Below are 24881 nucleotides of genomic sequence, written 5' to 3'. Positions count from 1 at the left end.
TTACTATGCTAAATATGGAAGGGGAGATTCGGATGAAAAGATGGCAAATGGAATGGCTCCTAGTATCAGTAGCATTAGTATGGGGAGCAAATTATACAATTGGAAAGTATGGTGTGGCATATATGTCATCCATTCAATTTAATAGTTTACGCTTTTTAGTAGCATCACCGGTATTATTACTTATTACTTTTATAATGGAACGGTCATTACGTATTGAAAGAAAAGATTGGTTACGATTAGTAGCAGTCGGTATCGTTGGTACGACAATGTATCAAACGATGTTTATGCTATCTGTAAAATATACTTCAGCAACGAACGCCTCATTATTAATTGCGATGTCACCTATATTTACAGGGATATTAGCGGTATTGCACAAACAAGAACGCTTTTCGATGAAAGTACAAATTGGTTCAATAGTAGCGTTTATTGGTGCAGCATTCGTTTTATTAACAGGACATACAGGAGGAGCTACTTACGAGTATGCATGGCTCGGAAATATAATTGGATTAGTCGCAGCAATTGCGTGGGGATGGTATCCGATATTAGCACAACCTCTTATTACAAAATATTCCGCAATGAGAGTCACATCATGGTCTACTTTAATTGGAATTGTACCTCTCGTTATATACTGTTTATTCAACGTAAACACATTAAAGTGGCCAGTAGATACGCCAAGCTGGGGATCACTTGCATATTCAATTGTCTTTGCGACCATCTTTGGGCTAGCGATGTGGTATGTCGGCATTAGTCAAATCGGTTCAACGAAAGTAATGGTTTATATGTATCTCGTGCCATTGTTCGCAGTTATCTTTGCAGCAGTAACAATCGGAGAGCAAATTAATATGATGCAACTCGTTGGTGGACTTATCATCTTTATCGGCTTATACGTTGTAAAAAAAGGCGGAATGAAAAAGCCAGCTCTCAATTTGAAAAAAGTAAGCTAACAGTAAAAAGGATCTCTTTCATATAGAAGGAGATCCTTTTTTATTTCGTAATAAAAGTGCTTGTTCAACCGCCCATTTTTGATGATCATGAAGTAGAAGTTCTACAGTATGTAAAGGAGACATCCATCTTAGGACGTGATCCTTCTCACAGTTTTCAGTTTGTTTCTGCACCATGTTCGCAATATAAAAGAACCCATCATTTAAATAATAAGTATCTTCCTTTTCAGCATAAAAATACCGCATTGCATTACCGATATACCGATCAATTTCAATGGACCATCCTAATTCCTCTAGTAGTTCACGATGTAAGCATTCATCTTTTGTTTCGGTACCTTCCATACCGCCGCCAGGTAAAAAATAGCGTTCTCCTTTTTGGATAATAGCAATCTTTGAAGAGGTTGAGTTAAAAATAATTGCATAACAACTAGGTCGTAATACATATTGCTCAGTAGGCTTTTTATAACCAAAAGTAAGTTTAGATATCATAAAACACGTCACCTTTCTATAAAATACATAAAAGGGATAATAAGGTAAAAACGGGATTGTATAAGTATAATCTTACGAGATTGGAGTGATAACAAAATGATAAATCGAAAGTGTTCGCGCTGTAAAGAAATTACAGGTGCATTGCATGGTGGTAAAAAAATTAAGGAAGAATTTTTATGTGAAGACTGTTTGCAAAAAGGAATTGAGAGTGGGGAAATCGAATTATCACAAGTGGAGCAAGAACAAACTTCGTATCTTTCTATAAAAATATTAAAAATAATGAGTGTGATTTATTTAATAGCATCTATTTTTATGGCTTTTTCAACCGGTCCATTTATACATAATCTTGGGTTTGATGAAATATCCATTTCAGGATCAGAATTAGGTTTAATAAGTATTGTTATGCTAGGTTCTTTATTCCAGTCTGTACTTGTATTTTGCGGAATATGGGTATTCATCCTATTAGTAGAAACGGTCATTAAAATTTATGAAAAAATGAAGTGAGTGAGAGGGAGAAACATATGCGAGTAAGAAACATTCAAGGGGAAGATTATGTAAAGATTCATTCTGTTTTAAATGATTGGTGGGGCGGGAGAGACATGGCTGCCATGTTGCCAAAATTGTTTTTCGTTCACTTTCAAGAAACGAGTTTTATCATTGAAGAAGAAGGAGAAACGTTAGGTTTCTTATGCGGATTCTTTTCGCAAACGTATAAAGAGGAAGCATACGTTCATTTTATCGGTGTAAATCCGAAATATAGAAGAAGAGGAATCGCATCGACATTGTATTCTTATTTCTTTGATGTCGCTCGTGCAAATAACCGTAAAGTTGTGAAAGCAATCACATCACCAGTTAATAAAAAATCGATACAGTTTCATAAGGAGATTGGCTTTCAAATTGAGGCTGGGGATGATGAGATAGAGGGTGTATCGGTACATACAAATTATGACGGGAATGGCGGTAGTAGAGTTTTATTTTTGAAAAATGTGTAAAAGTAGGCTAGCACAAAGTTAGCCTTTTTGTTGTGAGGAGCTAGAAGTATGGAGAGTAAACAAAGTAGAAATGAGTATTTACAGTGCATATACAAAGTACAAAATTATATAGAATTACACATAAATGATTCACTTTCAATTGAAGAGTTAGCGGATATAGCAGGATTTTCAAAGTATCATTTTCATAGAATTTTTAAAGGGATAGTAGATGAACCATTATCTCGGTATGTAAACCGATTGAAACTGGAAAGGGCAACAAACCTTCTTACATACCGTTCGGATATGACGATTACTGATATCGCTTACCATTTTGGTTTCACAGATTCAGCAGTTTTCTCCCGTACATTTAAAAATTATTATGGAGTAAGTCCGTCTCAATATCGAAACGACAATAGCAAGAATTGCAAAGACGTAAGAAGAACTTCTCAATACAATGAATGTAAGAAGGTTCGAGGGAATGTTGAAATTGTAACAGCGGACGATATAAACGTCGCATACATAAGACATATCGGTACATATGAAGAGTTAACTGTAGCTTTTCCGAAAATGATAGAGAAATTATTTCATTACGCAGCGTTGCAAAACTATCATGTATTTGAGGATACGAAAGTATTAACCATTTACCACGATCATCATGAATTTACAGAGGACTATCATTTAAGAACAAGTTTATGTATAACAATTCCAAATGAGTCCGCAGTAGAAACGAGCGACATAGGAATAATGGTAATACCTTATGGAAAGTATGCGGTAGGTCATTTTGAAATATTCCAAGATGAATATAAAGGAGCATGGGATTTTTTATACGGTGAGTGGCTTCCAAATAGCGGATATAAACCGAGAGATTCGTATCCTTTTGAAGTATATAGAAATGATCCAAAGCAGCATCCCGAACATACACATATAGTTGATATATATGTACCTATCGAACCTTTTTAATGATAGGTTAAAGGGGAAGGAATAATGAAAACTGCTGAAAAGTTAGATCAGATTATACAAGAAGAATATGGAAATGTGAATGGTATGTTAGTAGTGCAGAAAGGTAATGTTATTTTTGAAAAATATTATAAGGGACACGGTCCAGATGATGCGTTTCATGTAGCGTCAGTCACAAAAACGATAATCTCTGCGCTAATTGGGATATGTATAGATAAGGGATATATAAAAAGCGTTGATCAAAGAGTAATAGAGTTTTTCCCGGAATATAAACTTAAGGCATCTGAAGTAACAGTACGCCATCTTCTAACAATGACAGCGCCATATCCTTTTGTAGACTGGCAGGAACCGTTAGAAGAACTATGTACACAACAAGATTGGATACAATATACGTTAAATAGGATAGGAAACGGCGGAGAAATTGGATTTTTTAAATATTCATCTGCAGGAGCTCACATACTATCAGCAATTATAACGAACGCAACAGGAAAAAGTGCACGTGAATTTGCGAATGAATACGTATTTCAGCCACTCGGCATGAGAGAAATTCCAAACTACAATATGAAAGCATTTAGATTCGATGACTTATTCGGAAAAGATGTGAAAGGATGGGTTCACGATCCAAATGGAATTTCGACAGGCGGCTGGGGACTAACGTTAACAGTTAAAGATATGGCTAAGTTTGGACAGCTGTATTTGAATGAAGGTATTCATAATGGAAAACAAATACTATCAAAATCATGGATAAAAGAATCGACAGAAATGAACCAAAATCAATATGGTTACTTATGGTGGTTACGAGAAGAGGATGGAATCTTTTCATACTGTGCAATGGGCGATGGTGGGAATGTGATTTGTTGTATTCCTAAGAAGGATTTGGTTGTAGTAATTGCTTCTGAAGTTATGTCTAATGCACGGGATAGATGGGAATTAATTGTGAAATATATTCTTCCTTACATACAAAACAATTAAATTTAAGATATAAGGCGGTATGAGATTTCATACCGCCTTTATATATGGCATTTTACATCGAAAGGGAGATGGGAAAATATTTTAATGTCATTAAGTTAACTGGAAAATAAATATAGCGTAAAAAATTGTTAAGATTTCGAAGTCTTGATTTTAACCTTTATTTTTCTATGTATAATGAATCCGCATACTAAAAATCTTTTAAAGAAAGGGGGATGAAATAAACGAATTAAAAGTTAATGTGCGTTTCTTGATGGTTTAAGGAAATAGAATAATATTTTAAGTTTTTTTGATAAGTACAGCGTTCATCCCGCTTTAATGGGCAGTAAGACCCCACCTCAAAATTCGGCGAAAGCAAAGAAGTCCAATTGGTGAGGGCTGATTAAAGTTTCATTTTATATGGAATTTGTCAAAAAGGATATTTACCTTTTGACGTTTGGAGGGTATATGAATCTAATATTAAAAGAAATAGCAGTGAACAGAAAAATATTCATTATGTTATTTATCGGATTTACTTTAACAATTCTGCCCATACTTATAGCGATGTCGATTCGAGATTATTACGATGAAAAATTTTATGAGTACAAAAATGGTTATTTTAAATATTACTATACTGTTCAGCTTACTAGCTTTGGAGAATTGGATTTCAAAGCAATTCAAGAGGTAACAGGAACTAGTTTTAAGAACTCAAGTGTTATTACAAATAATATGAGAATGGGAATCCCCGGCATAGGTGAAGTAACGATGGTTGGTCTTATAAATAAAAATTGGTCTCCGCCTTTAATAAAAGGTTCTCGTATGGAAGATGGGGAAGAAAATAGTGTAATTGCCGGAAAGAGAATTTATAAAGAATCTGAAACAATAAAACTGTTTAGTAGAGAATATAGAGTTAAAGGCGTGAGCGCTGCGAATACTGGATACGCATATAATTCCAATGTTTTTGTCGGCTTAAGTGACATGCCTGATGAGATAAAACGACGTATGCAAAATGAAAATACATTTGAAATGATAGTAAGGTCTAACGAAAATCCTAAACAAGAAATAGATACATTTATTCGGTATATTAAGCAAAATAGAATTGATACGAATGTGAAAGTGATAAATGAAAAGGAGAATTATGAGAACGAAAAAAGCTCGAATAAAGCTATGAGAGCACAACTTACTCTTCCGTACAATCTACTTTTTATTGCTGTAATGAACTGTATAATTGCGAGTTATTTTTGGATTTACACGAAGAAGAAGAGTATTTCCTTAAGGAAAACGTTGGGAGCAAGCAATTTGAATTTAATTGTATTCATATTTAGCCAATTATTCATATGCGCAATCGTTGCAGCTATTTGTGCGATATGTATGCAATGGATTTTAAGTACAATGAATAAAAGCATAGTGCATGTAATGGGTTTTACTATTCATATAGATGTTTTTAAAGTTGTGATGAGTGTAGTAATTTCCTTGTTTATTTCGTTCATCACCGCTGTAATACCATTTTTCAAAATACTTAAAATTGAACCTGCTAAAGCGTTAAAGGAGTAAATAAGATGAGACTAAAAAGTGCTCTTATGGCCCTGAAAAATAGATTGCTCATTTCTATTTTTCTCTTAATACAATTCACGTTTGGATTAGCAGCAATAACCCTTTCCATTAATATGCTTTGTAATTTTCACTATCTTGAAAACAGTTCCAACTCGTTGCTAGATTTAGAAAGTACATATTTCATCACTTATGATGGGATGACTACTGATAGGTTGAAGGCAGATCAATTTAATAAAGGACAAGTCGAAGAAATTTATAAAAAAATGCAGCAAAATAAAGATGTGATTTCGTATGGTACATACGAAGAGAGCATAATCGAACTAGAATCCAGCAATCGACCGCTCCAAGAAAGTATGTTAGAAGAATTGAAAAACAAAACTTTTCGCGATAAAAACCCTACTATTCGTATAATTACAATAGATGAAGATTATTATAAATTACTGAATATACCTATAAAAACTGGAGTAGGCTTTTCGTATCGAGACTTCCACAAAAATAGTGAAGAGAAAACGAATGTTTTGGTAGGTCCTTACTTTAAGAAATATTTTCAAATAGGGGATACAATCAATAATCAATATATGATTATTGGATTTTTACCAGAAAATAAATTTATTATAGATGGTAACGGAGTGAGTATATACCAGAAATTAGACAAGGCTATGTTATCACCCATGCCAATTGATAGATATGAAAACTATGAAATAATGTTTTCAAGATTACATCAAAGTACAATTATGAATTTAAAAAGAGACGCAGATGTAAACAAACTCCAAGAAATGATTCAACTGAAGGGAAGCGACGTTACGTTATACTTAAAAAATTTAGGAGAAGAAATAAATGAAGCCGTTACTAGTAGTATGGATACGGAAAATATCGATCTTATAGTAGGAAGTCTATTTATTTTATTTATAATAGCGGGAATGGTCGTAACGACAATTGTTTCCATCATAATGAGAAAGAGGGAATTTGGTATTAAGATGGTCCTTGGAGAAAGTAAGTTTGGGATGTTCATTCAAATTGTATTAGAAAACATATGTATTACGATAGTTGGTATGTTTTTATCGATAGTTTACTTTTTATGGAGATACGAGAATCATCTACAAGTTTCGAAGGACTTTGATACGGCGTCTGTACGCGAAATAAATTTAAATATGCCTATTTTATTATTTGTATTCCTATTCTTACTAGTGATCATCATTATTTCAAATCTCATTGTCTTCTTGTTTATTAGAAAGCTCGAACCGAAAACATTAATAGGTGGGATGGAATAATGGGGTTAATTGAACTAAAAGATATTAAGAAGGTGTATAGTAATAAGAATTACAATACGTTCGCGTTAAACGGTATAAATTTAACGATAAATAAGGGCGAAATTATAGCGGTAATGGGGCGGCGATCAGGCTCAGGGAAGAGTACATTACTAAATGTTATCGGGCTAATTGATATACCAAATGCGGGTGAATATACGTTAAATGGAAAATCATTAACTGAAATTAGAGCAAATAAAGTTCATAAAACAAGAAATGAAATGATCGGATTTATTTTTCAATATTTTGCATTGTTAAAAGAACATACTGTACTGGATAATGTAGTGCTACCACTCACGTATAGAAAGCTAAAGCAACGGGAAAGAGAAAATAAGGCGAAGTTCTATTTAGAAAAAGTAGGATTAAAAGAACATATGTATAAAACACCGGACGAGCTATCAGGTGGACAACAGCAGCGCGTCGCAATTGCAAGAGCGTTAGTGGGCGAACCAGAATTAATATTGGCAGATGAACCAACTGGAAATTTAGATAGAAAAACAGGAGAAGAAATTATGAACCTACTGTTACAACTGAATGAGGAAGGACGAACAATTATTATTGTAACGCATGATATGGAAGTGGCGAATCAGTGTAATAGAATCATTGAGTTAGTTGATGGGGAAATTGTGCGGAGTTAACAATTAAACTAAGATACATCAAAAAATTGTTTTTTATTTAAGAATCCATGTTGATTTATTTTTCAAAATGGATTCTATTTTTGTTTCTAGAATTAAAGTAAAATAACAAATCCCCCGTAACTTTTTATGATAGCAATTCGTTTAACAAAAGAAAGGATTTTTAATGATGAATGGGGGAGAACCATGAAAATTCTAATACTAGGTGGTACACGATTTTTAGGCAGAGCATTTGTAGAAGAGGCTTTGAACAGAGGGCATGAAGTTACATTATTTAACCGCGGAACAAACAAAGAAATCTTTCCTGAAGTGGAGCAGCTTATCGGTGACAGAAATGGTGATGTATCAAGTTTAGAAAATCGAAAATGGGATGTTGTCGTAGATACATGTGGGTTTTCTCCACATCACATTAGAAATGTTGGAGAAGTGCTTAAAGATAATATTGAACACTATATATTCATCTCAAGCCTTTCCGTATATAAAGATTGGATTCCGCATCATATAAAAGAAGACTATATATTACAACCTGAACCGACGGCTGAGCAAATAAAGGCTGTAGAAAATGGTGAAATATCTCCTTATGAGCATTATGGTGCGCTGAAAGTATTATGCGAAAAAGAAGCAGAGAAGTATTGGCCGGGGCGTGTTTTACACGTAAGAGCAGGACTTCTTTCAGGAATGTTTGATTATACAGATCGGCTTCCATATTGGATTCAGCGTATAGCAAAAGGAGGTAAGGTGTTAGTTCCAGGAAGAAAAGACCGTCCAGTGCAGATAGTTGATATAAAAGACGTCGCAAACTGGGGACTAAACATGGCAGAAAATAATAAAGTAGGTACATTCAATGTTACAGGTCCGAATTATGAATTGACGATGGAAGAGCTATTGAATACGTGTAAAAAGGTTCCGAATAGTGATGCTACATTCGTTTGGGTAGATGAATCATTTATGAATGAACATAAAGTACAGCCTTGGACAGAGATGCCACTATGGCTTCCTGAAACTTTTTCATTAGAAGGTGAGCCAAAGCCGTGGAAAGGTGGTTTTTCTATTAATATTGAAAGTGCTGTTAAAGAAGGACTTACTTTTAGAAGGTTAGAAGATACAATTGCAGATGTGTATGTGTGGATGAAGGGTATGGACGAATGGGAATTAAAAGCAGGTATTTCAGGCAAGAGGGAGAAGTGTTTGTTAGAAAAGTGGTATCAATAAATTCAGAGTAGCCTTATATATAATTGATTGAATATTAGGAGGAGAAAAGGTGATGTGGAAAGACACCATTCATAGTATCTCATCAAACTTAAATTTGAAAAATCCAGCTACGAATGATGAACTTACTGATATACAAAGATGTTTACATGTGGAGTTACCGAATGATCTATATCAATTATTACAGGAAACAAACGGTATAGAAGGTGAGTACGGGGACTTTATATGGCCTGCTTCAAAAATTAAAACTGAAAATATGAATATGAGAAATATAGTTGATTTTAAAGATTTATACATGCCTTTGGATTGTTTATTATTTTTTGCTGATGGCGGAAATGGTGATTTGTTTGGTTATTCTGTTTTGAATGGGATGGTACAAAGAGATGATATATATGTATGGAATCATGAAAATGATAGTAGAACGTGGGTTGCGCCTTCTTTAAAAACTTTCATGGAGTGGTGGGAGAGTGGGAAGATAACAATTTAAATATAGTATCACGAAAAAGCGCCTTGTTATTAAAGAAACAAGGCGCTTTTTCGTGTGTATTGTTATTGTAATAGATGCATATGTATAATTGATAGAAAAAATTCTGAAAATAAAAAAACTATTGAATGAACTAGAAAAATTTAGTAATCTTATTTATACGATACATACATAATAGTTTTATAGCGATTTTTAAATGAAGTATAGGAGGCAATCGTTGTGGATCTTACGTTCAAAGTTGAGGAAACATGTTTTAATTACCGAGTCGGAGCCATTTGTAAACACGGTAATAAAATCCTTATATTGCAAGGTAATGGTGAAGATTTTTGGTACGTACCAGGCGGTAGAGTGAAAATGCTAGAAAATAGTGAAGACGCATTAAAACGTGAGCTTGCGGAAGAACTAGCTGTTCCTATTAAAGTAAAGAGATTACTATGGTCAGTAGAAAATTTCTTCACACTTTCTGAGCGAAAGTTTCATGAGATTAGTTTTTATTACGAAGTAGAATTGCATGAATTACCCGCGAATGGAGCGAATCAATATATTTTGGAAGAAGAGGGTAGAACATATTTGTTTAAGTGGGTGTCGGTAGAAGAGTTACATGCATATAACTTACAACCAGCATTTATAAAAGAAAAAGTAAAGGATATAGTAGCTCACACAGAACATATTGTATTACAAAAGTAAATGTATTCGGAGGGGAAAACGGTGAAGAGGACTAAAAAAAAGATACATATAAATGACAAAGTAATTTATTACACACATATCGAAAAAGGTTCTAGTACGGTTTGCTTTATGTTTTCAGGTTCAGGATACAATTATGATAAGCCGTTATTTTATTACGCGACGATGCTTATGCTTGAACATAAAATAGATGTTGTACATATTCATTATTCTTACGACGAACAAGTAATGAATAAACCAATAGAAGAAGTAACGAAAGTAATGATGGGTGATATTCATCCTATAATGAATGAAGTATTAAAAGGTGAGCAATACAACGAGACGATGTTTTTAGGAAAATCACTCGGAACAATTCCAATTGCAAATGATTTAATGAAGAGAGAAGATTTTTTACAGTCAAAAATGATAGTACTTACACCTTTACTAAATTTTGAATCTATTTTCGAATCTATTTTACAAAGTAATCACGAAGGACTTTTAGTTATTGGGGATAAAGATCATCATTATAATGCAAATAAAATTGATCAGTTATATAAAACGAATTTAACGATCGACGTTGTCAAAAATGCAAATCATTCTGTAAATGTTGGAGAATTTGAAACAGGGAATTCAATTGAAGCAATAGCGAAAATAATAGAAAAGCTTAAAGAAATTGTTAGGGAAAACTAACTTATCAATACATGCAAAAAGAGGTGCGAACTGCACCTCTTTTACTTTAATAAGCCCTCAACACATGAAGCAAATAATCTTTCCGATTCAGCGGATTATAATCAACACGTTTTCGAGTAGGGAAGGGAGGTTTCAGCTTTGTGAAACCAGCTGGCTTCGTTGAAAATATGCCTTCTCCTTCTGTAAATGAATGGAGCATGCGTTTAAAATTCTCTGTTTTCGCAACAGGTAATGATCCTGTTAACTGATAAGAATCATTATTGAATATAGGCTCTGCAAAAGTTGCTGAAATAGCAGCGAGCTTATACATTGCGGTACTAATTGCCTGCTCCGGTACAGTGAATTCAAACGCATTAACTGGTTCATATACATATGTTTCAGCTTTCTTTAAAGCATCCATTAAAACGAGTGGCGTTAAGTTTCTAAAGTCACTAGCTGTTGTAACAGGACTAGCATAGCCAGTATGGGTTAACGTAACGATAATATCCGTAACTTCCCACCCGTACAAACCTTGTTTTAACGTTTGAAATACAGTATCTTCAATCGCTTTATGAAAGGCTAAAGGTAGTGAGCCAAGTTCAACGCCTAATTTATATGTTATGCCAGAATTCAGTTCACCACGTTCGACTTTGAATCCAACTGTTGCGTAAAATGGATTCGTTTTTTCGCCCATTACTTCAACGGAAATCCCAATGCCAATTGGCTTCTCAATACATACAACTCGCGTATTTGAAAAAGTAACTTGCAAATTATATTTCTCAAAAAGAGTTGTTTCAATTACTTCTTTTTGTACTTGACCGAAAAGGCGAATATATAGTTCATTATGAACATCATCTTTCCACACTTTAATGAGTGGATCTTCTTCACATAGTTCCATAAGTGCAGCGTATAAATCATGAATTCGTTCTTTAGGTACTGCATCGATGGCAGCTTCCATTTGTGGTTCGGCAAAGTGAATATTTTTTATATAATCAGTCCGTGCACCGATAATATCACCAATTTTAATATCACTTAGTCCCCACACTTTGCAAAATTCTCCGCTAGGAACGGTAGAAGTTTGAACAGCATCTCCATTATGAAACATGCACATTTTTTTAATCTTTTCCTTATGTGGTAGAGACTCATCGCACTGTATATCAACATGTTTTCTAACGTGTAAGTTGCCAGAAAAAACTCTTACATATGCAATCTTTTCTCCAGAAGGTTCACGTTCAATTTTAAAAACAATACCGGACAATTCTTCATCTTGAGACAGATTATGAGCTGGAAGTAAGGCTGAAATATTTTCAAGTAGTTCAGATACTCCTATACCCGTCATTGCGGAACCGAAGAAAATCGGATACACATTTGCTTGCGCTATTTGTTTAATGAGTTCTTTTCTTAACATTGTGTCCGTTACGATTTCGTTATTTACATATGACTCAAGTAACGATTCATTATATGGTGCTAATCGTTCTATACAATCATCATATGATTTATATTCAATAATACGAGCTTCCTTTGTTCCTTCGTTTAGGACAGAGTAAAAGGGGAATGCTTCATTTGAAAGAATCGTTTTTATTTGCTTTACAACTTTTTCACTATTTGCACCACGACGATCAATTTTATTTACAAATAAAATAGTCGGTATGTTTAGTTTCTGTAACGTTCGCATTAAAATCTTCGTTTGTGCTTGCACACCTTCAACGGCAGAAATAACTAAGATTGCACCGTCTAAAACGCGGAATGATCGCTCCACTTCAGCGATAAAATCAGCGTGTCCCGGTGTATCGATGACATTTACTTTTAAGTCATCAATAAAGAAAGAAACGACGGATGCTTTAATCGTAATTCCGCGCTGCCTTTCTAATTCCATTGAGTCTGTTTGCGTACTTCCGCCATCAACTCGGCCAATTTCTTTAATCACATTCGTTTCATAAAGAATACGTTCAGTCAAACTCGTCTTGCCAGCGTCTACATGCGCGACAATCCCTATATTTATTGTTGTCATATATCAATATCCTCATTTCATTTTCCATTTTCATTTCCTCATTTCTATTTGTGTATTGCCGCATTACAATCACTCTCCAGTCATTTAAATTATTACTATTATAATGTAATTTACATTTTTTGTAACGCTACAAAGCGCCTTAATTTGGAAAAAATAAAATGAAAACAAAATGCTTGCATTCTTAATCGATATAGATTATATTAATTGACGTATCAACTATTGATATATCAAATGATTTTTTAAATTGGATGTAAAGGAGGGGTAATTTGACAAGTTCATGCTCAAAAGAAGCGATTATTTTATATAAATTACACTTTCTAAATAAAGAAGTAAGTTCGAAATTTGAAGGGTGTACGGGTATGAGCCAGTCTCGATTAGAGCTTATACTTCAGTTATTTGAAGTAGGTGAAATTAGTCAAAAAGCACTTCAGCAAGAAGTGAATATTGATAATGCGGCGATAACGAGGCATTTAAAGCAGCTTGAGGCCAATGAAATGATTGTAAGACGTAAAAATCCAGATGATAACAGAATTACGTTAGTTTCTCTAACTGAAGAGGGACGAAATAAAATCCAGGCGTTTCAAGAGGAAAAAGAACGTTTTGCAGCATCTGCATTTAAAGGATTAAGTGAGGAAGAACGCGATAATCTTTTAAATATGTTAATTCACATTCAAGAAAATATAAAAGAACTTTAAAAAAGGGAGAATACAACTATGACTAACTCAGTAAAAACAAATGACTTTAACGAAATTTTAACAGGACGTCGTTCCATTCGTAAATACGACTCATCAGTGAAAATTAGCAAAGAAGAAATGACAGAAATTCTTACAGAAGCAACACTTGCACCATCATCAGTAAACATGCAACCATGGAGATTCGTAGTGATTGAAAGTGATGAAGCGAAAGCAACACTTGCGCCACTTGCGAAATTCAATCAATCTCAAGTAGAAACATCTTCAGCAATGATTGCTTTATTTGGTGATTTAAACAACTTTGATAACGCAGAAGAAATTTACGGTACAGCAGTAGAGCGTGGTTTCATGCCAGCAGAAGTAAAAGAAGACCAAATGAAAAAACTTTCAGCTTACTTCTCAATGGTTACACCAGAAGTAATGAAAGATACTGTACTTATTGACGGCGGTCTTGTAGCAATGCAATTTATGCTAGCAGCTCGTGCTCACGGTTATGACACTTGTCCAATTGGTGGATTTGAAAAAGACCAAATTGCTGAAGCGTTTGGATTAGATAAAGAACGTTACGTACCAGTTATGTTAATTTCAGTCGGAAAAGCGGCTGACAGTGGTTACCAATCAGTACGTCTTCCAGTTGAAAAAGTTGCTGAGTGGAAGTAATCTAATTAGATCATAGAAATATATGGAATATGAAAGGGGAAACACCATGATTATTATTCACGCAGTATTTCAAGTAGACCCAGCAAAACAACAAGCATTTTTAGAAGAAATTCAGCCACTCATTCATGGTTCAAGAGAAGAAAGTGGAAATGTATCTTATGACTTATATAAAGATACAGAAAAAGAAAGTGTTTATACGATGGTAGAAGTATGGAAAGATGAAGCAGCAGTTGCGAGCCATAATACGAGTGAACACTTCACATCTTTCGTTAGCAAAGTAAAACAGTTGTTAACTGCTCCTCTTGATATAAAAGCTTATAATGGAGAATTAGTGAAATAATAAGGTAGAAAAAGATGACTTTAGCGAATGGCTGAGGTCATCTTTTTTTGTATAAGTAGAATCCACTTTGGATCCAGTTATATTGATAGGTAAGTGTTGCTCGTATCCTCAGGAACAGTGGTTAATTATTTATTGAATTCGAACATTCGGTTTATTAGAATATTTTTCCATGGTATAATTTTCTTGAAAATATAAGGTAGAGGGGAGTAAGTGATGGGAGAATTTCAAAGTAATTTGCATAGAGCAACGCAACTTGCAACGAAAATGAGAAATGCTTCAGATAGAATGCAAAGTGCTACTAGTCGCTCTATAAATAAGGCAACGCGTACGACACTATCTGTGAACTTCAAAGCACAAGAAGCAAATCAACAAAATTTACAAATCACGAAACAATTTTGCGCTGCTTTTCAACAAACGATTGATAATATCCATTCCGTAGCAAATGAATTTGAGAAAATGGATACCGGACTTCAAAAGACTTTTCAATAATGTAACAACCTACGTAAAGGGGAAAAGGTAGGGAGAAAAGATGAGTCAAGAAATTGAAACGAGAATCAGTCAATGTAATCAAAAATTACGAATTATATTTGAAGAACAAAATGAAAACCGAATCGCGCTGCAAAATCAAGAACGAGCTGAGGCTAGTTTTCATGAATGGAAAAATAGAAATAATCGTTTATTTAACCGAATACTAGAAACTTGGTATGGTGACAAAGAAGCATTTCACCTTTTTACGAATATGCGGCAAGAGATCGGGCAGTATGAAAGAAAACTTACATTCGAATTAGAAAACGAAAAAGAGACGTTGCTTAAAGAAAAACGGCATCTCAGTGAGAAAGAAAACGACCTTTCCTATGAACAGCAGCAACTACAAAGGGAGGCCAATACATGAGTTTAAACATGTATTTGGGAGAAGTTCAAAGTCAAACGCAAAGTATGAACGCTATATGTAATGCTACGATTCAAAGTATGGAACAAGCCATTCAATCTATTGATGCCTTTGCGATAGACACAGTATTACAAGGACAAACATACAGTAGTGCAAAAGCCTACCTTGTCCAAACATTTCGGCCATTAGCGCAAGGAATCATATGCTTATGTGAAGAATTAATTCGCCAAAACGAAGCATTTCCAAATGATTTTCAAGCAAAAGTTGCTTCAACAGATGTTATCGAACATGAAATAAGACAACAAATACAGGAAATCAATCAATCGATCGCTAGTATAGAAGCAATAGAAGTACTTACACCGATGCCTGGAGTAGACGCAATTGTTGCAGTCTTAATTGCGATGAGAAAAAAACTAGAAGAAAAACTAGAGCGTTTATATGAATTCAATCATTCGTCCAGCAACAATTACAGCACCGCCCTCCAATTAGCAGCTAGCATCACAGCCGGACTCGCTGAAGTGCAAAGCGGGAAAGGATTTAGCCCTGTGAGTGGTACGTTTAGTACACAACGGTTGAATATGGATTGGGTGAGTTCGATTCAGGGGATTATAGAAGAAACAGCTCGAAAAAACGAGATGAAAGAAATTACTTTGCAAAAACAAGAAATGAACTTACAAGAGCAGGAAGACAATAGATCATGGCATGAAAAAACAGCCCTTTATGCGCAATCATTTTTGCATGGAGTTATCGAATTTTTTCAAGGTGCTGGTGATGCAGCCCTAGAAAACTTTGTTGGACTACAACCGCATGAGAATGATAAATTAGAAAGTAAGACAACTTACCAAGCTGGAAGGTTGGCTGGAAATGTTATATCAATAGCCGGGTCCATTGTAGAAATATTTGAAGGTATTTCGCTCATAGGCGGATCTAATTTCTTAACTATCGTGGCAGAAGTAGGAACTGGTGGGTTAGCATCACCAATTGTTATTCCATTAGATATAGCAGCAACAGCTGCTGGGGCTAGTCTTTTTGCACATGGTGGATTTGTTTGGAATAAATCGATTCAAAATACTAAGGATACTATTCAAAAAATCCAGTCTTCTGGTGGAGGTAAGGGTACGGGTAAGACTACAGAACCATACGATGTAGTACCGTATAGGCCAAGCAATTCACCACTAGAAAATCATCATGGCGTTATGGATGTATGGGCTAAACATAATGTCCCCGATTATGTTAGTAGAGGGGCGAATACTCCAACTATAGCTTTAACTAAAGAGCAACACAATGCTACTAAAGCTGTTTATAGACAATGGCTCTTTGAAAAAACAGGGAAAAAGGTTGGAGGTAAAGTAGATTGGAAATCTGTTTCACCAAAAGAAATACAAGAATTGACGGAAAAAATGTTTGATGCTGCGAATGTACCACGTTTAGCTAGACAAGAGTATTATAGGGCCTTTAATCAATATAATTTTAGGGAGTAATTTAGATGGAAAATATTAATCAGTTGATTAAAAAAGTAAAATCATTACCTAATTGTCGAGTTCAGGAGCCTACAGAATTACCGATAATTGATAAGAATAAGCATATGCTACCAGGTGATTTAAAAGAATTTTATAGTCTTTGTGGTGGTCTAACTTTATTTGAAAATGAGGAATATCCTATTCATATTGTTACCCCAGAGGAGTTTATTTTGGCTAATCCCGTAATTGTAGGAGAGTTATGTGAAGAAGATATTTCATCAAATTGGTATATTATATGCAATGATGGTAAGGATGAATATTTAACAATAGATCTTAGTGAAGAAAGACTAGGTAGATGTTATGATAGTTTTTTTGATCGACATGGAATAGTTGGGGAGTCGCAAATTATCGCAACTTCATTCACTGACTTACTTGAAAAACTTATTAAGAATAATGGACAATATTGGTATTGGCTAAAGAGTGAATTTGAATCACTTGGAGATGCTTATGATGATCAAGAGTGAAAAAGAGAGCCTTTAAGTGGGATAAGAAAGTGAAAGAGTTTTTGAAAGTATGTACTCTATGATGGTTGTACCATCATGGAGTACTATGTGCAATGATAGAATAAGAAAACGAGGTACGAGCTTTGGCGAGATGACATTTTACTGGGTGCTGAATATAAACACATGGAATATATATTAAACTAACGAACTCGTACAAACTCGTAAGTTTTAACATAGTAGTTGTCACGACATATAAAAGGTGTCATACTGTTACTACAAAACTTATAAATTTATGCTACTTAAAAACGGATGAATTTAAAGCACTTGGCTGTCTATTTGAGGCAATAAGTGCTTTTTTAATTGAAAGGTAAGCTATAAATTTATAGAAATTATTTTTATGAATTAAAGCTAACAGAATATGCACATAGGCTTCAATTGCAGTTATATAGTATGCTTTTCAATGCCAAAAAACATCAGAAAAAGCAGGGTAATATTATTAAATAGCTGGGTCCATTGTAAAAATGTTTGAAGGAATTTCGCTCATAGGCGGATCTAATTTCTTAACTATCGTGGCAGAAGTAGGAACTGGTGGGTTAGCATCACCAATTGTTATTCCATTAGATATAGCAGCAACAGCTGCTGGGGCTAGTCTTTTTGCACATGGTGGATTTGTTTGGAATAAATCGATTCAAAATACTAAGGATACTATTCAAAAAATCCAGTCTTCTGGTGGAGGTGCGGCTAACGGTAAACCTAGCAGTAAAAAAACACAACTGTAGATAATTTTGATGCAAAAACAGCTACAAATAAGCAAAAAGGTAATTATGGTGAAATAAAATCTAGTGACAATTTATTGAATAATCAAAGTTTAAAAGAAGCTGGATTTGATTTAAAGCCAGTCGGAAAAAGTGCACCATCAGGCATAAATGATAAAATAGTAAAAGGAATTGATGGATTATACGAAAATACAAATACAGAGTCAAAGATCAAATACGTTATAGATGAAGCTAAATTTGGTAGTTCACAATTAGGAAAAACTAAAGATGGACGACAAATGTCAAATGATTGGTTGAAAGGTTCTGAAACTGGAAAAAGTAGAATATTAAAAGCTGTTGAGGGAGATGAAGTATTAGCTGAACAGATTACGAAAGCCTTGAAAAGAGGTAAAGTTGAAAGAGTATTATCAAAAGTTGATAGTAGTGGAAAGGTTAAAACATTTAAGATAGATGCAAAGGGTAACATCGTTGGAGAGTGGCCATAATCTAGAAGCGAGGAGGAATTAAAAAGAATGAGAGATCATTTATGTATAGAAGAAAAATGTAAAAGGGGAATAGAATATCATAAAGAGTTTATCGAAGAAAATAGAGAAGAGATTAAAAGTTTAGAAGAAGATGAAAAAAATGGTATTCAAAGATATCCTAATGATAACAAAAGTATTATATTAGAAAATTATTTGTCGAATTTTATACATGAGATGAACGACATTAGGGCAATGTATTCTTTAGGAGAAGACATTAGTAAAATGGAAGTATATTTTTATAATGCGATAGATGATTTAGAGCATACAGGAGCTAGCAAAGTGGGTTATATATATATGCTTTGGATAATTTCTTTAGGAATTTTGTTAGAAACGGATAAAAAGAATATAGAAAGATTAAAAAAGATAGTTGATAAAAAAAATATGAACGACGCAGTAATTGATTTCCTCTTATGCGCTAGTGATATCGGATACACAAACATGACGAACAGATATTATAAAGAAAATCCATATGCAAAAACGAAAGAGATTATAGAACTTGCACAAACAGATAAAAAAGAAGCGTCTAAAAGATTACAAGTGTATATGGAGAAAGAATGGTTTAAAGGCCATTATGATTATGAATGGAAAAATGCGCATAAAGAACCTGGATATGTGGGGTATTGGAGCTTTGAGACAGCTGCAATAGTAAAGATACTCGGACTTGATGATACAAGTTTAAAAGATAATAATCATTATCCATATGATTTGGCACATTATAAAAATGAAATGAAATTTAAGCATATAGACCTAAGTGAATATCACTATGAAGATGAGACAGAAGAAATCGAGGATATAGTAGAAGGAATTGAACATAATCCTGCATTGGAAAATATTATTCCGCCAAAATGGCATTCATTGGTCAATGAATTGATTCATGACTATGAGAATATGGATGATAGTAGTTTTTATGAAAAATACAAAAAAACGATAGGAATAGGTCAAGTGTGGTTCTTACCACAAGAGTATGAAGAAGAAAATGAGCAAAAAAATCTATTAGGAAGTTTAATTGTGTTTGCCCTGACGATAAGAGAGTATATATTACAATTGGACTATAAAGAAGATTTAGAAGACTACATTGATAATCTTAAAAATTTCTGGAATGTTTTAGAAACAAAGTTAGTTCAATTTATATTAGAAAATGATCAAAATTATTATGCATGGGTACCAAAAGAAGTAAATATCCCAAATATGTATGAAGTGAAGATAGAGAGTGTCGATGTAGAGGAAGTTCTATAACGAACAAATTGAAATGGTTGTCATCATATGTAATGTTAGAATACATTTTACTAGTTAATTGAAAACAATGCAGGCGTTGAAAAAAAGGCGTATAGTTACTAAAAAGTAGAGGGAAAGAAGGCTGTTGAATTGAGATTGGCGGATTTTATTGAATTAGATAAAAATGAAGTAATTTACTTTGATTTTAAAAATATTTCACCATCATTTGAAGTGCAAAAAGAATTACATCCTGTAAAAAAATATTTTGTACAAAAAAGATTATCAAGAAAGAATTTTATACGGAGTAAAAGAAAAATTTGACTGTGATAGATGTGATCTTGTTTTAGAGATATATTCTAAAATATATGCAAATAAAAACTTGAACAATTTAGATTTAGATACTATGAATTCTTTTTATCAAACGTACCGGCTTTTATTGCTATCAAGTGATAAGTCATTTTGGAAAAGTGATTTTAATGTATTCTGTAATAATCGTGGTGTTGGTGTGAAGCCTAAATCAATTAAAAAAAATGCCTTAAAGCTGTTAAGGTATGAATGGTTATTGTCTGAAAAAGTGTTTAATCATTATGAAAATATCAATAATCATCCCGATGTTATGCGTTTTGCTACAGTGACACATACAATAGGAAACATGACATTATTGCCTAAAGGATTTAACGTTGGGCGTGCTATTGCAACTAGAGATTATTGGGATTTAACATTAATGTCACTACAAAGTTTTTTAGGTCGTTCTTTCGATACTTTCGTAACAGATTATTATATGCAAGACTTTATTGATGATAAATTAGAGTTATGGAAGGGGCATTGTTTTGAATACCCATTGCCAAATTCGTTTAATAAAGTGGAGGCTCACGAACTATCGGAAATTAAAAAAATCAAATTGTTCAAAGCCGAATTTTTGAATTTATGGGAAATGCCAATAATAAGATCGAGAAACGTTCTGAACGATTATATAAAGCGTTACTAGTTAAATGGAAGGAGAATATAAATAGAGGGACAATTAATAAAATTTAACGATAAGATTGTGATAGCGAAAAATGTGTTGCAACAAGAAGAGGTGTATTTACAAAGATCTAGTGGTTGTGATGAAGGTGATTCAGGTTGGTATATAGGTCCTATCAATGAAGAAGTATCAGGAAAATTGGAAATCATATACGCCTACCAATTATTAAAAATGAAACCTGCAATTATTCAAGTGCTAACCTTACCGTATAATTATTTAGTAGTATTTGAGAAGGACAAAATTAAAGCGGTTTTAAATGAATGTGATGTTGATATTTGGGGTGAAATAGTAAAATAATGAATGTATATAAGGTGTCAAATGCCCAATATGAAAATCACGTGAGATAAGCACTTTATTGTCAACAGAGGACAATAGGTGCTTTTTTACGTGGAGTAAAGAAAAAATATAAGTTTGCTTGTTGTTCTGTTTCAACTTAGTTTCATATGTTATAATTTGGAAAGTATATATTCTTAATTTTTAGAAAATTTAAAGGTGGTAGGTTGATATATGAGTACATTAAAGAAAATTACGAACAATATTTCGAAGGTTATTATAGGAAAAGATGAAGCGATTGAACTTGCAGCTATAGCTCTTATAGCAAGAGGGCATATTTTATTAGAGGATGTACCGGGGACAGGAAAAACAACATTAGCGAAAAGTTTGGCTAAAAGTGTGGACGCTAAATTTCAAAGAATTCAATTCACAGCGGATACTTTGCCTGGAGATGTTATTGGCCTTGAATATTTTAATGTGAAGGAATCGGAGTTTAAAACGAGGTTAGGTCCTATTTTTGCAAATATAGTATTGGTGGATGAAATTAATCGGGCTGTACCGAGAACACAATCTTCGTTACTCGAAGTTATGGAAGAGCGTACTGTTACAATTGCGAAACAGACGCATTCCTTACCAGAACCTTTTTTAGTTATAGCTACGCAAAATCCACTCGAATCAGCGGGCACATTTCCGTTGCCAGATGCTCAGTTAGACCGGTTTTTACTCACAATACGCCAAGGTTATCCTACGAGAGAAGCTGAAAAGGAAATGATGAATCGGTTTCAAATGAATGATCCATTAGAAACGTTACATTCTATTATTTCAAGTGAAGAAATTATTAAGATGCAAAAACGAGCAAGAGAAGTGTTAGTAGGGAATGATGTGCAAGATTATCTACTTGAAATTATTGAGGCAACGCGTAAACATGAGTTAATTGAAATTGGAGTAAGCCCGCGGGGGACATTGGCATTTATGAAAGCGATTCAAGCAAGGGCAATATTAAATGAAAGAGATTATTGTACGCCAGATGATATTAAGACACTCGCTGCATCGGTTTGCGCTCATCGTTTAACGTTAACGATTGAAGGGGAGATGAAAACGACGAAAGAACAAATCATGAAAGAAATTCTTCATACAATTAATGTGCCAGTGGAGAATGTACGATGAATCAACAACGTGTGTATACACCTTTAGCGGAGCCTTTCGTAATGGGAGTTATGTCAGTTCTAGCCGTTATTTTATGTATATTTTCAAGTAATCTACTTTTTTTATCTCTCGTATTTTTGTATGTAATTTTAATAGGTGCGATGCATGTGTACATACGTAAAGTATCTCGTGTTGAATGGGAATACAGTCAAGGGAATTCAAACGTTTTTATAGGTGAAGCGAATGTGTGCAAAGTAAAAATTTCAAACAAGTCGTTATTCCCTATTTTCAATATCGTATTTCGATTTAAATGTGAAAATAAGCTAACTTGGAATCATGATGAAATAAACAAAAATACGAATACAGGTTCAAATTATTATATGAATTTTAATTTAAAAGGAAGAGAGTCAGTTTCATTTGATTTGCAAGCTGTAGCTGTAAAAAGAGGAATTGCGAAATGGGAAGAAGTAGAAATTGTCATTACGGATCCTTTTGGATTCACAACGAACCATATTACATATAAACAAGTTGAAACGCCGTCCTATTTAGTTTTACCAGCTGTTCCGAAAATGCAAGTTCCTGAATTACAAGAATGGTCACGAGGATTTCGAAAAGCGATGTCATCACCCTTATATGATGAAACGAAAGTAATGGGAGTGAAGTCGTATGAAAATGAAGATTTTCGTTCTATCCACTGGAGTGCAACAGCGAAAACAGGGACGATAATCGCGAAAAAGTACGAGCGAACACAATCAGATAAATATGCGATATATCTCAACTTGCAAAATAAAAGCGGTATTTCTTTGAGAAATGATACAGAGGAATTAATTGAATTAACAGCAGGCATATGTAAACAACTGCTCATGCAAAACTGTTCATTTGAAGTTTGGATCAATAGTGTAAAAGATAATGGATTGTTGCATATAAAGAACGGTCATAACCGGAAACATTTGCAAAATGTATTAAAAGTACTTGCCTCAATATCGGACCAAGATACTCCTGTATCTTCCACTTATTTTTACACAGCAGGCTTTCGTCGAAAAGAATTGGATGCAGTTCCTTTAATTCTTGGTACTTCCCCAAGGAAATACACCAGAACGAATAGATGGGTTGTAATTAAAGAATAAGAAGGGGTTTATGTCATGGTTAATAAAGAGAGACATATGAAAGTAAAGTTGTGGAGTGTTAGAGTATTAATACTACTTTTCTTTACGGTTAGTGCGATAACGTTTTCGCAAGGTGTTGTGCATGTACAAGACATAGTAAAAGGCCTTTTTTCTAGTAAGACGGAGACAATATCAGAAAGAAATTATGATTTTACTAGTGTAGACTCACAGTTTGATGAACCTGAAAGAATTATAGATGAAGAAACAGGAGTTGTAGATACAAAAACAAAAATAGATAGGGAAATTCCACTTTTTGTACGAAAAAATTCATGGACTGATGTGTTTTCTGTTCTTTCAAATTCATGGATTAGTGTCGTTTTTTGTGTAATTATTGTAGTGGTCATTTTATATGTTTTTTATAAATTAATGAGGAAAAAGGTAAAGAAATCAGAAATAGAACAGGATAAACAATCGATAACAAAAGAAAATACGGATAGAACCGAAAAGAATAAGAAAGTGATGCATCAGTTTGAACAGCCGTTGCCTAAAGATACGATAAGGAAAACGTTAGTTGAATGGGAAAGAACTTTACCATTTCACGAACAGCGAAGGTCCTATGAAACGATGCAACAATGGTTAAGCAGAATTTGTAGAACGCGAGATATTATTCCGATATATGAGTCTGTCCGTTATGGAGAAAAGACGTATACAGAGTTAGATGTGGAAAAGACTGTGCAATGGATAGAGCGAGACGGGAAGGTTTGAAGTTAATATAAGTAAATAAAATTAACTGTAAATTAATTTTATTTACTTATATTTAATGTGTTGGTTTCTGTTTATATTAGTTAGAGGAGGTGGAGACTGGTTATTGTCTTGGGTAGGTGTATTAATGGCATTTTTATCTTTATACACGTTAATAGATTTATATTGTAAGTATACATACGATAAAAAATTAAGTAAATTGTTTATTAAAACCACAGTTACTACCTTTAGTTTTGCAGTATTGGGAATTACCTTTGGTATTGTACACGAGCTATTACAGCCATGGAGTCTCAGTCTAATGGTTTGGTATTGGTTGTTAGTATTACTTTTACTTGTAATGACGATAATATTATTAGTGATTTTAGTATTTGTTAATCGTAAAAATCACCATATTCCTAGGAGATATAGAATACTTATACTGCTAAATTTATTTCTTACGTTAGCACCAGTATTATGGCCACTATTACTTTCTATTATCGGAAATGGCATGAACGCTAGTGCAGGATGGTAAAAGTGAATAAACTAAAAAAATGATATAGGGTTTTAAATATAAAAGAGAAGGTGTTTTCATAAATTGAAAACACCTTCTCTTTTATTTTCATACATTACTTTTTTCTTGTTGTTAAATTTTAAGAGTAAGTATTTCGTAAGGAATGGATAAGAAAAAAGAGAG

27 protein-coding genes and 2 pseudogenes are annotated in these 24881 nt (G+C 33.8%); 27 read left to right on the top strand and 2 right to left on the bottom strand.

Features of this window, described 5'->3' with window-relative positions; genetic code table 11:
• Positions 1–32: 32 nt before the first annotated feature.
• Entirely contained in the window at positions 33–944 is a 912-nt protein-coding gene (locus PDQ68_RS11930; RefSeq protein WP_061182865.1) for a DMT family transporter, read from the top strand.
• Positions 945–962: 18 nt separating this feature from the next.
• Here the strand turns inward: PDQ68_RS11930 and PDQ68_RS11925 are convergent, their stop codons facing one another.
• Positions 963–1430, bottom strand: a complete 468-nt coding sequence (locus tag PDQ68_RS11925; protein ID WP_061182866.1) for an NUDIX hydrolase — start codon at positions 1428–1430, stop codon at positions 963–965.
• A gap of 96 nt (positions 1431–1526) precedes the next feature.
• Between PDQ68_RS11925 and PDQ68_RS11920 the strand changes: the two genes are divergently transcribed.
• The 11 genes from PDQ68_RS11920 (at position 1527) to PDQ68_RS11870 (ending at position 10848) form a co-directional block, all read left to right on the top strand.
• Positions 1527–1934, top strand: coding sequence for a DUF3980 domain-containing protein (locus PDQ68_RS11920; RefSeq protein ID WP_061182867.1), 408 nt, complete (start codon positions 1527–1529; stop codon positions 1932–1934).
• Positions 1935–1951: 17 nt separating this feature from the next.
• Positions 1952–2422 carry a GNAT family N-acetyltransferase gene (locus PDQ68_RS11915; protein ID WP_061182868.1) on the top strand — a complete coding sequence of 157 codons (471 nt, stop codon included), beginning with the start codon at positions 1952–1954 and terminating at the stop codon, positions 2420–2422.
• 48 nt (positions 2423–2470) lie between these two features.
• Positions 2471–3361 (top strand): AraC family transcriptional regulator, encoded by an 891-nt coding sequence (locus tag PDQ68_RS11910; protein WP_016717859.1) that lies wholly within the window; start codon positions 2471–2473, stop codon positions 3359–3361.
• Between the two features lie 24 nt (positions 3362–3385).
• Positions 3386–4330: a serine hydrolase domain-containing protein gene (locus tag PDQ68_RS11905; protein ID WP_061182869.1), complete on the top strand. Its 945-nt coding sequence runs from the start codon at positions 3386–3388 to the stop codon at positions 4328–4330.
• Positions 4331–4774: 444 nt separating this feature from the next.
• The gene (locus PDQ68_RS11900) at positions 4775–5860 is read left to right on the top strand and encodes an ABC transporter permease (protein WP_016717857.1); all 1086 of its coding nucleotides are present in this window, start codon (positions 4775–4777) and stop codon (positions 5858–5860) included.
• Positions 5861–5865: 5 nt separating this feature from the next.
• A complete protein-coding gene (locus PDQ68_RS11895) occupies positions 5866–7131 on the top strand; it encodes an ABC transporter permease (protein ID WP_016717856.1) in 1266 nt (421 codons plus the stop codon).
• On the top strand, positions 7131–7805 hold the full coding sequence (locus PDQ68_RS11890; RefSeq protein WP_061182870.1) for an ABC transporter ATP-binding protein: 675 nt from the start codon (positions 7131–7133) through the stop codon (positions 7803–7805). The genes PDQ68_RS11895 and PDQ68_RS11890 overlap by 1 nt, the downstream gene beginning before the upstream one ends.
• A gap of 183 nt (positions 7806–7988) precedes the next feature.
• Positions 7989–9014 carry an SDR family oxidoreductase gene (locus PDQ68_RS11885; RefSeq protein ID WP_061182871.1) on the top strand — a complete coding sequence of 342 codons (1026 nt, stop codon included), beginning with the start codon at positions 7989–7991 and terminating at the stop codon, positions 9012–9014.
• A gap of 52 nt (positions 9015–9066) precedes the next feature.
• Entirely contained in the window at positions 9067–9498 is a 432-nt protein-coding gene (locus PDQ68_RS11880; protein WP_061182882.1) for an SMI1/KNR4 family protein, read from the top strand.
• Between the two features lie 216 nt (positions 9499–9714).
• Positions 9715–10182: an NUDIX hydrolase gene (locus PDQ68_RS11875; protein ID WP_016717853.1), complete on the top strand. Its 468-nt coding sequence runs from the start codon at positions 9715–9717 to the stop codon at positions 10180–10182.
• Entirely contained in the window at positions 10183–10848 is a 666-nt protein-coding gene (locus PDQ68_RS11870; RefSeq protein ID WP_153016928.1) for an alpha/beta hydrolase, read from the top strand. It begins immediately after the preceding gene.
• 46 nt (positions 10849–10894) lie between these two features.
• Here PDQ68_RS11870 and PDQ68_RS11865 read toward each other — a convergent pair whose 3' ends face one another.
• Positions 10895–12838: a GTP-binding protein gene (locus PDQ68_RS11865; protein WP_061182873.1), complete on the bottom strand. Its 1944-nt coding sequence runs from the start codon at positions 12836–12838 to the stop codon at positions 10895–10897.
• A gap of 266 nt (positions 12839–13104) precedes the next feature.
• Here PDQ68_RS11865 and PDQ68_RS11860 point away from each other — a divergent pair, with 266 nt between their 5' ends.
• The 15 genes and pseudogenes from PDQ68_RS11860 (at position 13105) to PDQ68_RS11785 (ending at position 24719) form a co-directional block, all read left to right on the top strand.
• On the top strand, positions 13105–13533 hold the full coding sequence (locus PDQ68_RS11860; RefSeq protein ID WP_000204161.1) for a MarR family winged helix-turn-helix transcriptional regulator: 429 nt from the start codon (positions 13105–13107) through the stop codon (positions 13531–13533).
• Between the two features lie 18 nt (positions 13534–13551).
• A complete protein-coding gene (locus PDQ68_RS11855; protein WP_061182874.1) occupies positions 13552–14190 on the top strand; it encodes a nitroreductase family protein in 639 nt (212 codons plus the stop codon).
• 46 nt (positions 14191–14236) lie between these two features.
• A complete protein-coding gene (locus tag PDQ68_RS11850) occupies positions 14237–14530 on the top strand; it encodes a putative quinol monooxygenase (RefSeq protein ID WP_061182875.1) in 294 nt (97 codons plus the stop codon).
• A gap of 213 nt (positions 14531–14743) precedes the next feature.
• Positions 14744–15019, top strand: coding sequence for a TIGR04197 family type VII secretion effector (locus PDQ68_RS11845; RefSeq protein ID WP_001988920.1), 276 nt, complete (start codon positions 14744–14746; stop codon positions 15017–15019).
• A gap of 40 nt (positions 15020–15059) precedes the next feature.
• Positions 15060–15422 carry a DUF3958 family protein gene (locus PDQ68_RS11840; protein ID WP_044584584.1) on the top strand — a complete coding sequence of 121 codons (363 nt, stop codon included), beginning with the start codon at positions 15060–15062 and terminating at the stop codon, positions 15420–15422.
• Positions 15419–16900: a T7SS effector LXG polymorphic toxin gene (locus tag PDQ68_RS11835; RefSeq protein ID WP_061182876.1), complete on the top strand. Its 1482-nt coding sequence runs from the start codon at positions 15419–15421 to the stop codon at positions 16898–16900. The genes PDQ68_RS11840 and PDQ68_RS11835 overlap by 4 nt, the downstream gene beginning before the upstream one ends.
• Positions 16901–16905: 5 nt before the next feature.
• The gene (locus PDQ68_RS11830; protein ID WP_000427919.1) at positions 16906–17403 is read left to right on the top strand and encodes an SMI1/KNR4 family protein; all 498 of its coding nucleotides are present in this window, start codon (positions 16906–16908) and stop codon (positions 17401–17403) included.
• 479 nt (positions 17404–17882) lie between these two features.
• Positions 17883–18643: pseudogene (locus tag PDQ68_RS28870) on the top strand (hypothetical protein); the annotation flags it as partial.
• 27 nt (positions 18644–18670) lie between these two features.
• On the top strand, positions 18671–19918 hold the full coding sequence (locus PDQ68_RS11815; protein ID WP_061182878.1) for a PoNi-like cognate immunity protein: 1248 nt from the start codon (positions 18671–18673) through the stop codon (positions 19916–19918).
• A gap of 244 nt (positions 19919–20162) precedes the next feature.
• On the top strand, positions 20163–20885 hold the full coding sequence (locus tag PDQ68_RS11810) for a hypothetical protein (RefSeq protein WP_235590124.1): 723 nt from the start codon (positions 20163–20165) through the stop codon (positions 20883–20885).
• A 21-nt stretch (positions 20886–20906) separates the two neighbouring features.
• Positions 20907–21218: pseudogene (locus PDQ68_RS11805) on the top strand (immunity protein Imm33 domain-containing protein); the annotation flags it as partial.
• 210 nt (positions 21219–21428) lie between these two features.
• Positions 21429–22361 (top strand): AAA family ATPase, encoded by a 933-nt coding sequence (locus tag PDQ68_RS11800; RefSeq protein WP_270786732.1) that lies wholly within the window; start codon positions 21429–21431, stop codon positions 22359–22361.
• Positions 22358–23467: a DUF58 domain-containing protein gene (locus tag PDQ68_RS11795; RefSeq protein WP_061182880.1), complete on the top strand. Its 1110-nt coding sequence runs from the start codon at positions 22358–22360 to the stop codon at positions 23465–23467. Before PDQ68_RS11800 ends, PDQ68_RS11795 begins: the two co-directional genes overlap by 4 nt.
• 15 nt (positions 23468–23482) lie before the next feature.
• Entirely contained in the window at positions 23483–24211 is a 729-nt protein-coding gene (locus tag PDQ68_RS11790) for a signal peptidase II (protein WP_270786730.1), read from the top strand.
• Between the two features lie 55 nt (positions 24212–24266).
• Positions 24267–24719, top strand: coding sequence for a DUF3902 family protein (locus PDQ68_RS11785; RefSeq protein ID WP_229135578.1), 453 nt, complete (start codon positions 24267–24269; stop codon positions 24717–24719).
• The last annotated feature ends 162 nt before the right edge of the window (positions 24720–24881 follow it).

Origin of the sequence: Bacillus cereus group sp. Bc010 (assembly GCF_027716745.1) — a bacterium.
Taxonomy (GTDB): domain Bacteria; phylum Bacillota; class Bacilli; order Bacillales; family Bacillaceae_G; genus Bacillus_A; species Bacillus_A pacificus.
Note: the sequence above shows the minus strand (reverse complement) of the source record. Positions and strands in the feature narration are given on the sequence as shown.

Excerpts from the sequence above, each read along its gene's own strand:
- PDQ68_RS11890 (WP_061182870.1), top strand. The coding sequence starts at position 7,131 with ATGGGGTTAATTGAACTAAAAGATATTAAGAAGGTGTATAGTAATAAG.
- PDQ68_RS11900 (WP_016717857.1), top strand. The coding sequence starts at position 4,775 with ATGAATCTAATATTAAAAGAAATAGCAGTGAACAGAAAAATATTCATT.
- PDQ68_RS11855 (WP_061182874.1), top strand. The coding sequence starts at position 13,552 with ATGACTAACTCAGTAAAAACAAATGACTTTAACGAAATTTTAACAGGA.
- PDQ68_RS11930 (WP_061182865.1), top strand. The coding sequence starts at position 33 with ATGAAAAGATGGCAAATGGAATGGCTCCTAGTATCAGTAGCATTAGTA.
- PDQ68_RS11795 (WP_061182880.1), top strand. The coding sequence starts at position 22,358 with ATGAATCAACAACGTGTGTATACACCTTTAGCGGAGCCTTTCGTAATG.
- PDQ68_RS11835 (WP_061182876.1), top strand. The coding sequence starts at position 15,419 with ATGAGTTTAAACATGTATTTGGGAGAAGTTCAAAGTCAAACGCAAAGT.
- PDQ68_RS11920 (WP_061182867.1), top strand. The coding sequence starts at position 1,527 with ATGATAAATCGAAAGTGTTCGCGCTGTAAAGAAATTACAGGTGCATTG.
- PDQ68_RS11850 (WP_061182875.1), top strand. The coding sequence starts at position 14,237 with ATGATTATTATTCACGCAGTATTTCAAGTAGACCCAGCAAAACAACAA.
- PDQ68_RS11915 (WP_061182868.1), top strand. The coding sequence starts at position 1,952 with ATGCGAGTAAGAAACATTCAAGGGGAAGATTATGTAAAGATTCATTCT.
- PDQ68_RS11870 (WP_153016928.1), top strand. The coding sequence starts at position 10,183 with ATGTATTCGGAGGGGAAAACGGTGAAGAGGACTAAAAAAAAGATACAT.
- PDQ68_RS11840 (WP_044584584.1), top strand. The coding sequence starts at position 15,060 with ATGAGTCAAGAAATTGAAACGAGAATCAGTCAATGTAATCAAAAATTA.
- PDQ68_RS11785 (WP_229135578.1), top strand. The coding sequence starts at position 24,267 with ATGTGTTGGTTTCTGTTTATATTAGTTAGAGGAGGTGGAGACTGGTTA.
- PDQ68_RS11910 (WP_016717859.1), top strand. The coding sequence starts at position 2,471 with ATGGAGAGTAAACAAAGTAGAAATGAGTATTTACAGTGCATATACAAA.
- PDQ68_RS11925 (WP_061182866.1), bottom strand. The coding sequence starts at position 1,430 with ATGATATCTAAACTTACTTTTGGTTATAAAAAGCCTACTGAGCAATAT.
- PDQ68_RS11905 (WP_061182869.1), top strand. The coding sequence starts at position 3,386 with ATGAAAACTGCTGAAAAGTTAGATCAGATTATACAAGAAGAATATGGA.
- PDQ68_RS11865 (WP_061182873.1), bottom strand. The coding sequence starts at position 12,838 with ATGACAACAATAAATATAGGGATTGTCGCGCATGTAGACGCTGGCAAG.
- PDQ68_RS11845 (WP_001988920.1), top strand. The coding sequence starts at position 14,744 with ATGGGAGAATTTCAAAGTAATTTGCATAGAGCAACGCAACTTGCAACG.
- PDQ68_RS11885 (WP_061182871.1), top strand. The coding sequence starts at position 7,989 with ATGAAAATTCTAATACTAGGTGGTACACGATTTTTAGGCAGAGCATTT.
- PDQ68_RS11815 (WP_061182878.1), top strand. The coding sequence starts at position 18,671 with ATGAGAGATCATTTATGTATAGAAGAAAAATGTAAAAGGGGAATAGAA.
- PDQ68_RS11830 (WP_000427919.1), top strand. The coding sequence starts at position 16,906 with ATGGAAAATATTAATCAGTTGATTAAAAAAGTAAAATCATTACCTAAT.
- PDQ68_RS11895 (WP_016717856.1), top strand. The coding sequence starts at position 5,866 with ATGAGACTAAAAAGTGCTCTTATGGCCCTGAAAAATAGATTGCTCATT.
- PDQ68_RS11880 (WP_061182882.1), top strand. The coding sequence starts at position 9,067 with ATGTGGAAAGACACCATTCATAGTATCTCATCAAACTTAAATTTGAAA.
- PDQ68_RS11800 (WP_270786732.1), top strand. The coding sequence starts at position 21,429 with ATGAGTACATTAAAGAAAATTACGAACAATATTTCGAAGGTTATTATA.
- PDQ68_RS11790 (WP_270786730.1), top strand. The coding sequence starts at position 23,483 with ATGGTTAATAAAGAGAGACATATGAAAGTAAAGTTGTGGAGTGTTAGA.